Raw genomic sequence first — 11,087 nt, forward strand, 5'->3', positions numbered from 1 at the left:
TCTCGACCTCCACGCCCCCGCCCATGCGAGCCATCCTCACCAACTTCGGAACCCTCGGCGACATCCAGCCCTTCGTGGCGCTGGCGGTCGAGCTGAAGCGTCACGGACACCAGCCCGTGCTCGCCGCCGCGCCGTCGTACCGCGCGCTCGCCCGACAGCATGACGTCGACTTCATTCCGGTGGGCCCCGACCTGCGGGAAGCCCAGAGCGGCATCACCCAGGCGATGATGGGGAGCCCCGACGTCGTGCACTCCGCCGGCGGCATGCTCCAGCTCTTCCAGCCGCTCCTGGAGGCGCTGCCCCTCATGTTCCAGGACCTGCGCGCCGCGTGTCAGGGCGCGGACGTGCTCGTCAGCGGACGCGTCCAGCCCGTCGCGCGCATGGTGCATGACCTGACGCACCTGCCTTTCGTCACGGTGCTGGTGGAACACAGTGGCAGCGGCGGCGGCAGCCCCGCCTTCCAGTTCGCCGTGCGCGGACTGGTCAATCCCCTGCGCGAGGCCCACGGCCTTCCGCCGCTCGACAACCCGCTGGTGGATGGCCTGTCGAATCAACTGGTGCTCACCGCGCTGAGCCGGCACGTGCGGCCTCCCGCCTCGGACCTGCCCCCGCACCACCACACGGTCGGGTACTGCCTTGTCGACGAGCCGGCCTTCACTCCGGACGCGGAGCTGGCCTCGTTCCTCGCCGAGGGCGAGCCGCCCGTCTGCATCACCTTCGGCAGCATGACCCACGCGGACCCGGCGGCGCTGACGGACACGCTGGTAGCCGCCACGGTGCGCGCGGGGCGACGGGCACTCATCCAGCACGGATGGAGCGGCCTGGGCCAGCGCGCCCTCCCTCCGACGGTGCGGGCCCTGGGACAGGTGCCGCACTCCTGGCTCTTCTCGCGCGTGTCGTGCGTGGTGCACCACGGCGGAGCGGGCACCACGGGCGCGGCGTTCCGGGCGGGCGTCCCGCAGGTCGTGGTGCCGCACACGTATGACCAGTTCACCTGGGGCGAGGTCGTCCAGCAGCAGGGCTGCGGGGGCGCGGCGCTGCCGATTGGTGAGCTGAGCACGGAGCGACTCGGGGACGCGTTGAGCGCGGTGCACGCTCGCGCGGATATCCAGGCGTCCGCGGCGCGGCTGGGAGAACAGCTCCGCGCGGAGCACGGAACGATGAAGGCGCGTCAGCTCCTCGAGGACCTGGTCCGACGAGTGGGGCTGGCCACGGACTCGAAGGCCGAGGACGAGGCGGACGCGGAAGACGAGGGGCGGCAACAGCGTCGCAAGTCGGCGCTGAAGCAGCAACGGGCGAGGAAGGTCGAAACTTGAGCGGGACTTTGGAGAGAGACATGGCCACGGATTCATCCAGCGCGGACACCACGGGGTTGGAGATCGCCGTCGTCGGCATGGCGGGGCGCTTCCCGGGTGCACGTGACTTGGAGGCGTTCTGGCGCAACCTGCGGGACGGCGTGGAGTCCATCAGCTTCCTGACGGACGCGGAGCTGGAGGCGAGCGCGCTCGACACGGCCGCCATCCGCTCGGACCCGAACTACGTGAAGGCCGCCGCCGTCCTGGAGGACGCGGACCTGTTCGACGCGGGCTACTTCGGCGTCACCCCCAAGGAAGCGGAGGTGATGGACCCGCAGCAGCGCGTCTTCCTGGAGTGCGCCGTGGAGGCGCTGGAGAACGCGGGCTACGACGCCGAGCGCTTCAAGGGTCGCATCGGCGTGTACGCCGGAGCGCGCACGGACACGTACGTCTTCAACCTCTTCTCCAATCCCTCCGCGCTCGGCGGGTTGGACCCGTTCGAGATTGGCCTGGGCAATGACCTGGCCTTCCTCACCACGCGCGTGGCGCACCGCCTCAACCTGCGAGGCCCCGCGTACTCGGTGCACACCGCGTGCTCCACGGCGCTCGTCGCGCTGCACCTGGCGGGACAGGCCCTGCTCGCGGACGAGTGCCGGATGGCGATTGCCGGCGCCGTCGCCATCAACGTGCCGCAGAAGGTCGGCTACCTGTATCAGTACGGCGGCATCGCCTCGCCGGACGGCCACTGCCGCGCCTTCGACGCGAAGGCGGCGGGCACCATCTTCGGCAGCGGAATCGGCCTCGTCGTCCTCAAGCGGCTGGAGGACGCGCTGGCGGACGGAGACACCATCCACGCCGTCATCAAGGGCTCCGCCATCAACAACGACGGCGCCGTGAAGGCCAGCTTCACCGCGCCCAGCGTGCAGGGACAGGCCACCGTCATCAAGGACGCCCTCGCCGCGGCGGAAGTCCCCGCCGACACGATTTCCTACGTGGAGACGCACGGCACGGGCACCGCGCTGGGAGACCCCATCGAGCTGCGCGCCTTGACGAAGGTGTTCGGCGCGAAGGCGAAGGGCCGTCGCACGGTGCCCATCGGCTCGGTGAAGACGAACGTGGGACACCTGGACGCGGCGGCCGGCAGCGCGAGCCTGCTCAAGGCCATCCTCGCGATGAAGCACCAGCAGGTCCCGCCCAGCCTCCACTTCGAGTCCCCCAACCCGCAGATCGACTTCGACAGCGGGCCCTTCTATGTGAACACCGCGCTCCAGCCCTGGCCGCGCGGCAGGACGCCCCGGCGCGCGGGCGTCAGCTCGTTCGGCATCGGCGGCACCAACGCCCACATCGTCCTGGAGGAAGCACCTCCCGCGCCCGCGGCTTCGACGGGCCGTCCGTGGGAGCTGCTGGTGTTGTCCGCGCGCAGCCATACCGCGCTCGACTCGGCCACCGCGCGGCTCGCGCAGCACCTGGAGACGCATCCGGAGCAGACGCTGGCGGATGTGGCGTACACGCTCCAGGTGGGCCGCAAGGCCCATGCGCACCGCCGCGTCCTGGTGGCGCGCGATGGACAGGATGCGATGCGGGTGTTGCGCATGGCGGAGCCGCAGCGCGTGCTCTCCGGCACGCACGAGACGGGCAACCGCCCCGTGTCCTTCCTCTTCTCCGACGCCGGAGCGGAAGCTCCGTTGGAGTCGCTGTATCGCTCGGAGCCCGCGTTCCGCGCGGAGGTGGACGCGTGCGCGGAGCTGCTCCAGTCGCGGCTCGGCGTGGACCTGCGCGCCGTGCTGTATCCCGAGGACGGGAGCCGACCGGCCGTCTCCGGCGCGGTGACCGCCGCCGCGCGCTTCGTGGAGGCGTACGCCCTGGCGCGCCTGTGGATGTCGTGGGGTGTGCAGCCGGAGTCGATGCTGGGTGAAGGCATGGGCGCGTGGATCGCCGCCAGCCTCGCGGGCACGCTCCCGCTGGAGGAGGCCCTCTCCCTGACGATTGCCCGAGCCGAGGGGCGTGAGCTTTCACCGAACGCCGCGACGCTGAAGGCGCCGGAGGTGCCGCTCTACTCCCTGGCCACGGGAGCCCTGCTCACGTCCGCCGAGGCCACCCGCCCCGAGACGTGGAAGGACGCGACGAGCCGCGCGCCGCGTATGGACGATGCGCTGCGCGAGCTGGTGAAGGAGCCCTCTCGCGTCGTGCTCGCGATGGGGGCCGCGGGGCCGCTCGTCGAGAAGGCCCGCGCGCTGGCCGGGAGCACGGGGACTCGCTCCGTGCACGGCTGCCTGCCCGTGTCGGGGACGAACCAGCCCGCGTCGGTGGCGGTGCTCGGCGCGCTGGGGCAGCTCTGGCTGGACGGTGTGGAGGTGGACTGGGAAGCCGTGAGCGAGGGCCGCGTCCTTCGCCGCGTGCCGCTGCCCGCGTACCCCTTCGAGCGTCAGCGCTACTGGGTGGCGCCGGGCTCGCGCGTCGAGGCCACGCAGGCCCAGGCGCCGCAGGGCAAGCTCGTGGACATGGCGGAGTGGTTCCACGCGCCCACGTGGCACCGCACTGCGCCCGTGGCCCTGGACCGCAAGGCCCTGGCCGAGCGTCGCTGCTGGGTCGTCTTCGTGGACGGCGTGGGCGTCGGCGAGGCGCTGTGCCGCCGCCTGGAGGAGGCTGGCCAGGACGTGGTGCGAGTGCGCCAGGGAAACTCCTTCATGCGGGACGCCGCGCGCCGGTATGCGGTGGATCCTCGCCTGCGCGGGGACTACGCCACGTTGTGGAAGGACCTGGCGGACCAGGAGCTGAGCCCGTCCGTGGTCGTCCACCTGTGGAGCCTCGCCTCGTCGGGCGAGGGCCTTCCGGGGCCCGAACTGTTCCGCAAGGTGCAGGACACGGGCTACTACAGCCTCCTGCACCTGGGACAGGCGCTCGCGCAGGGAGACACCTCCCGTCCCGTGCGCCTGGAGGTGGTGACGGACCGGCTGCATGACGTGGCGGGCGAGGGCAATGCCCTCCCGGAGAAGGCCACGCTGCTGGGGCCGTGCAAGGTGATTCCGCAGGAGCAGGAGCACGTCAGCACGCGCTGCATCGACCTGATTGCACCGGAGCCTCTTGGCGCCGGCGTGGAGAAGCTCGCGGAGCGGCTGGTCGCCGAGCTGAGTCAGCGCACGCGCGACGCCGTCGTGGCGTGGCGCGGAAACCACCGCTTCACGCAGACCCTTGCGCCGCTGCGGCTGGAGCACTCGGGCGAGGCGGCGGCTCCTCTGCGTGAGCAGGGCGTCTACCTCATCACCGGTGGCCTTGGCGCCGTGGGCCTGATGCTCGCCGAGCACCTGGCCCAGACGCTCAAGGCCCGCCTGGCGCTCTTGGGACGCACCGCCCTGCCGGCGACGTCCGAGTGGGATTCGTATCTGGCCACGCATCCCGAGGACGACGCGGTGGCCCAGCGCATCCTCCAGGTGCGGAAGCTGGAGCGGCTTGGCGCGCAGGTGATGGTGGTGCGCGCGGACGTCGCGGACGCGGCGCAACTGGAGGCCGCGGTGGCGCAGGTGGAGGCCCGGTTCGGCGCGCTCAATGGCGTGCTCCACTGCGCGGGCGTCACGCATGGCCCATCGCTCTACAACCCGCTGACGGAGATTGGCCGGGGCGAGTCGGAGACGCAGTTCGGTCCGAAGGTCTACGGCACCTACGCGTTGCAGGAGGTGCTGAGCACCCGCTCGGCGGATTTCGCCCTGCTCTTCTCGTCCAACGCCGCAGTCCTCGGTGGCCTCGGCTACCTGACCTACGCGTCCTCCAACCTCTTCATGGACGCCTTCGCGCAGGCCCACTCGGGAAGCACCGGGACGCGCTGGGTGAGCGCGTCGTGGGACCCCTGGCCGGAGGAGACGAAGCACAACCACGTGCGCACCAGCATGGACCAGTACGCCATGACGCCCCAGGAGGGCGCCGAGGCCGTCCGTCGTCTGGTGACGCTCGGCGTGGATGGCCACGTCGTCGTCGCCACGGGTGACCTGGCCCAGCGCTGGAAGTTGTGGATTCAGCGCGACACGTCCCAGCCCACCTCGGGTGCGCGCGCGGCTGGCAAGCCCCGTCGCGCGAAGACGCCCTTCGTGGCGCCCGCGAGCGAGCTGGAGAAGCAGCTCGCGGCCATCTGGCAGGAAGTCCTGGGCGTGGACTCCGTGGGACTGAACGACAACTTCTTCGACCTGGGCGGCCACTCGCTGCTCGCCACGCGCGTGGCCGGACGCCTGCGCACCCAGTTCGATTTCGACATTCCCCTGGCGAAGCTCTTCGAGGCCGCGACCGTGGCCTCCCTCGCGAAGCTGGTGGCGGACCACCAGACCGCGCTCGAAGAGGCCGCCAGTGACGCCGCGCTCGAGGAGCTGTCCAACCTCAGCGACGAAGAGATTGAAGCCGAGCTGGCCAGACGTTCGAGCTAGCCCCCACCGAATTTCAGTCGGGCCGACGACCCCGTTTCGGCCCCAGCAACCTTCCCCTCCGCCCTGGGTCATCCCAGCGAGCGGAGGCTCCGCAGTCGGAGTCCAGCAATGAGCGGTAGCTCCAAGAATCTCGACAAGCTCACTCCCAAGCAGCGTGCGCTGTACGAATTGCTCCTCAAGGAGAAGAAGGGGCAGCTCCAGGCCGCCACGACGCAGGCGCTCGAGCGGACCATTCCGCGTCGCGCCGGAACCGAGCCCGCGCCTGCTTCATTCCCGCAGCAGCGCCTGTGGGTGGTGGACCAGCTCGAGGGCGGACAGGCCTTCGCGTACAACGTCCACATCACCGTGCAGTTCACCGGCGTGCTGGACATCCCGCTGCTGGCGCGGTGTGTGAACCAGGTGGTGCGGCGCCACGAGTCGCTGCGCACGGTGTTCGCCGCGAGGGACGACGGGCTCCCCGTGCAGATCGTCCTGCCGGAGCTGACGCTGACCATCCCCGTGGAGGACATCTCCCACCTGGGCAAGGCGGAGCAGGACGAGGAGGTGGAGCGCCGCACCAGCGAGGAGTCCCAGCGCCTGTTTGATCTGGCGCGTGGACCGCTGCTGCGCGGCAAGGTGCTGCGCCTGGGTCCCGACAACCACGTGGCCCTGGTCACCATGCATCACCTGGTGACGGACCGCTGGTCGCTGGGTGTCTTCGTTCGCGAGCTGATGACCTTCTACGCGGCGGAGGTCACGGGCCAGACGCCCGCGATTCCGGAGCTCGCCATCCAGTACTCCGACTTCGCGGAGTGGCAGCGCGAGCGGATGCAGGGTGAGCGGCTGCGCATCGAGCTGGACTTCTGGAAGCAACATCTGAAAACGCTGCCGGAGCCGCTGGAGCTGCCCACGGACCGGCCGCGTCCCGCCCGCCAGACGTACCGAGGCTCGCGTCAGTTCGTCACGCTTCCCGTCGCGCTGACGCGCGTGCTGAAGGAGGTCAGCCAGCAGGAAGGGGCCACCCTCTTCATGACGTTGCTGGCCACGTTCCAGACGTTGATGCACCGGCACTCGCGGCAGACGGACATCACCGTCGGCTCGCCCATCGCCGGTCGCAACGTGCCAGAGCTGGAGTCGCTGATCGGCTTCTTCGTCAACACCCTGGTCCTGCGCAATGACCTGGGCGGCGACCCCACCTTCCGCGAGCTGCTGCGTCGCGCGAAGGACGTGTGCATGGCGGCGTATGCGCACCAGGAGCTGCCCTTCGAGAAGCTGGTGGAGGAGCTGCAGCCTCCGCGGGACTTGAGCCGTCACCCGCTGTTCCAGGTGATGTTCAGCTTCCAGAACACCCCGCGCCAGGACCTGTCGATGCCGGGGCTGCAGTCCACCTATCTGTTGGTGGACCCGGGCTCGGCGAAGTTCGACCTGCTGCTGGAGCTGCGCGAGGACCGGCCGGACGAGATCTTCGGCTGGCTGGAGTACAACACCGACCTCTTCGACGTCGCGACCATCCAGCGGCTGCGCGGTCACTTCTACACGCTGCTCGGAGCGGTGGCCGCCAACCCGGACACCCGCCTGTCCGAGCTGCCCCTCCTCACGAACGAGGAGCACCATCAGCTCCTCGCCGACTTCCAGGGCGCGCAGGTGAAGTACCCGAGTGAGGCCACGCTTCACTCGCTCATCGAGTCGCAAGCGATGCGCACGCCTTACTCGGAGGCCATTCGCTTCGAGGACAGCGTCCTCACCTACGCCCAGCTCGACTCGCGCTCCAACCAGCTCGCGCACCACCTGCGCTCGCTCGGTGCTCGCCCCGGCGTCCTCGTCGGTGTCTGCCTGGAGCGCTCGCTCGACCTCGTCGTCGCGCTGCTCGGCGTCCTCAAGGCTGGCGCCGCGTACGTGCCCCTGGACCCCGCGTATCCGCGTGAGCGCCTCGCCGGGATGCTGGAGGACGCCGACGCGCCTGTCCTCCTCACGCACGAGCACCTGAAGTCCGTTCTCCCCCCGCACGCCGCTCACGTGCTCTGCCTCGACTCCGAGTGGGACGCTGTCTCTCGCCGGCCCTCCTCTTCGCTCGAGTCGCTCGCCGGCCCGGACTCGCTCGCCTACGTCATCTTCACGTCCGGCTCCACGGGCCGCCCCAAGGGCGCCATGAATGCCCACTCAGGCGTCGTCAACCGCCTGCTGTGGATGCAGCAGCAGTACGCCCTCACGGCGATGGACACGGTCCTCCAGAAGACTCCGTTCTCCTTCGACGTCTCCGTCTGGGAGTTCTTCTGGCCCCTCATGACGGGCGCTCGCCTCGTCCTCGCGAAGCCCGGTGGTCACCAGGACCCCGCCTACCTCGTGCGCCTCATCGCCGAGCAGCGCGTCTCCACGCTCCACTTCGTCCCCTCCATGCTCCGCGCCTTCCTCGAGGAGCCGGGCGTCGAGAAGCTCTCCGGTCTGCGCCGCGTCGTGTGCAGTGGTGAGGCCCTCACTTCGGACCTCGTGGCTCGCGCCCATGCGCGCCTGCCTGCCTCCGCCGAGGTCCACAACCTCTACGGCCCCACCGAGGCCGCCGTCGACGTCTCCTTCTTCCACTGCGCTCGCGGCTCCTCTCGCTCCTCCATCCCCATCGGCAGGCCGGTCGCCAACACGCGCCTCTACGTCCTCGACCCCGACTCCCAGCCTTCTCCCGTCGGCGTCCCGGGCGAGCTCTTCATCGGCGGCGTCCAGGTCGGCCTCGGCTACTGGCGCAAGCCCCACCTCACCGCTGAGCGCTTCATCCCCGACGCCTTCAGCGCCACTCCCGGCGCTCGCCTCTACCGCACCGGCGACGTCGCTCGCTGGCTGCCCGACGGCACTCTCGAGTACCTCGGCCGCTCCGACTTCCAGGTCAAGCTGCGCGGCTTCCGCATCGAGCTGGGTGAAGTCGAGGCCGCGCTTCGCTCGCTTCCCTCCATCTCCGATACCGTCGTCGTCGTCCGCGACGAGGCGCGTCTCGTCGCCTACGTCGTCTCCTCCGGTGATGTCGACGCCGCCGCACTCCGGGCCGCGCTCTCCCAGCGCCTGCCCGAGTACATGGTGCCCTCCGCCTTCGTCTTCCTCGACGCGCTCCCCCTGAGCCCCAGTGGCAAGGTGGAACGCAAGGCGCTCCCGGCCCCGGACTTCGTCCCCGCCTCGCGCGAGTTCGTCGCGCCTCGCACGCCCTCAGAGGAGCTGCTCGCCTCCCTCTTCGCCTCGGTGCTTCGCATCGAGCGGGTCGGTGTCACCGACAGCTTCTTCGAGTTGGGTGGTCACTCGCTGTTGGGCACGCGACTGGTGGCGCGGCTTCGTGCCTCCACCGGCGTGGAGCTGCCGCTGCGCGATTTGTTCGAGGCGCCCACCGTCGAGCTGCTCGCTCAGCGGCTCCAGGTCGCTTCGGGTGGGGCTGTTGCGGACTCGGGCCCGGCGAAGCTGCGCCCGGTTCCGCGCGGTGGGGACCTGCCCCTGTCGTTCGCACAGCAGCGTCTGTGGTTCCTGGACCAGCTCCAGCCGGGCACCGCTTCGTACAATCTGCCCGCGGCCCTGCGGCTCGAAGGAGAGCTGGATGTCGAGGCCCTGCGGCAGTCCCTGCGGGCGCTCGTCCAGCGTCATGAGGTGCTGCGCACGCACTTCGTCGTCCGTGATGCGCAGCCCGTTCAGGTCATCGAGCCCGAGGCGCGGGTGGACCTGCCCGTGCAGGAGCTCGGGCTGCTGGAGCCATCGCACCGGGATGAGGAAGCGCGCAGGCTGATGCGGGAAGAGGCCCTGCGTCCGTTCGACCTGGCCCGTGGGCCGCTCGTCCGGGCCACGCTGCTTCGGCTCGACGCGCACCACCATCTGCTGCTGGTCACCGTCCACCACATCATCTCGGATGGCTGGTCCACGGAGGTCATGGTCCGGGAGCTGGGTGCGTTCTATCGCCAGTTCTCCGGCGGCGAGTCCGCGCGGCTCGCGCCCCTGCCCATCCAGTACGCGGACTTCTCCGTCTGGCAGCGGCAGCGGCTCAGCGGCGACACGCTTCGTCAGGAGCTGGACTGGTGGAAGCAGCAGCTCTCCGGAGCGCCCGCCGCGCTGGAGCTGCCCACCGACAGGCCCCGTCCCGCCGCGCAGACCGAGCATGGCGCGGTGCTTCCCATCTCCCTGTCCGCCAGCGTGAGCAACGCGGTGAGGGAGCTCGCGCAGCGCGAAGGCGCTACGCCGTTCATGATTTTGCTCGCCGTGTGGCAGCTCGTGCTGTCACGCTACTCGGGCCAGGACGACGTCCTGGTGGGTTCGCCCATCGCCAATCGCAACCGCGCGGAGACCGAGGGCCTGGTCGGCTTCTTCGTCAACACGCTGGTTCTGCGCACGCGCATCGATGTCCGACAGTCCTTCCGTGAGCTGCTGGCACAGGTGCGCCTGTCCACCCTGGCCGCCTATGAGCACCAGGACGTCCCGTTCGAGAAGCTCGTCGAGGAGCTTCAGCCGCAGCGTGACCTGAGCCGCAGTCCGCTGTTCCAGGTCACCCTCACCCTTCAGAACACGCCGAACTCGACGCTCGCGCTTCCTGGCATCACCCTCACGCACCTTCCTCCGGAGCTGGAGACGTCGAAGTACGACATCAGTCTCTTGCTCGAAGAGGGCGGCAGCGGCTTCTCGGGCGTCTTCAACTACAACACCGACCTCTTCGACGCGGCGACCCTGGAGCGCCTGTCGCGGCACTTCTCCGTGCTGCTCACGGAGGCCGTCACCGCGCCTGATGCACGGCTCGGACGGATGTCGCTGCTCACGCCGGACGAGAAGCAACTGGTGCTCACGCGCTGGAATGGCACCACGACGAACTACCCGCGCAACGCGAGCATTCAGGACCTCTTCGCAGTGCAGGCCGCGCTCGCGCCTGACGCTGCCGCGGTCGTCTCCGGCGAGGAGTCGCTCTCCTACGCCCAGCTCGACTCGCGCTCCAACCAGCTCGCTCATTACCTGCGCTCGTTGGGTGTGCTCCCGGGCTCTCGCGTCGCTGTCCGCCTTGACCGCTCCGCGGACCTCATTGTTTCCCTCCTCGCCATCCTCAAGGTGGGGGCGGCCTACGTCCCTCTCGACAAGGCCTGGCCCTCCGAGCGTCTCGCCTTCGTCCTTCGCGAGTCCGCCGCGGGAGTCGTCCTCTCCCACTCCGACGTCGTCGACGACTTGCCGGCCTTTGGCGCCGTTCTCCTCGTCATCGATGAGGAGGCTTCTCGTATCGCAGGCCAGCCTTCTTCCACGCTGCCTCTGGATGTGACGGGCAATGACCTTGCCTACGTCATGTTCACCTCCGGCTCCACGGGCGAGCCCAAGGGTGTCTGCGTCCCTCACCGCGGCGTCACTCGCCTCGTCTCTTCCTCCTTCATCTCCTTCTCTTCCTCCGACGTCTGGCTCCACG

At 69.8% G+C, this 11,087-nt stretch carries 3 protein-coding genes; all 3 read left to right on the forward strand.

All coding sequences use genetic code 11. The features are described from left to right. Nucleotides 1-23: 23 nt before the first annotated feature. Nucleotides 24-1,316 carry a glycosyltransferase gene (locus tag G4D83_RS35780; protein WP_163869381.1) on the forward strand — a complete coding sequence of 431 codons (1,293 nt, stop codon included), beginning with the start codon at nt 24-26 and terminating at the stop codon, nt 1,314-1,316. A gap of 20 nt (nt 1,317-1,336) precedes the next feature. Further along, nucleotides 1,337-5,707, forward strand: coding sequence for a type I polyketide synthase (locus tag G4D83_RS35785; protein ID WP_240356997.1), 4,371 nt, complete (start codon nt 1,337-1,339; stop codon nt 5,705-5,707). A gap of 108 nt (nt 5,708-5,815) precedes the next feature. After that, the coding region (locus G4D83_RS35790; RefSeq protein ID WP_163869383.1) for a non-ribosomal peptide synthetase at nt 5,816-11,087 on the forward strand (5,272 nt) is incomplete at its 3' end.

Source organism: Myxococcus eversor (genome assembly GCF_010894455.1).
GTDB classification, from domain to species: domain Bacteria; phylum Myxococcota; class Myxococcia; order Myxococcales; family Myxococcaceae; genus Myxococcus; species Myxococcus eversor.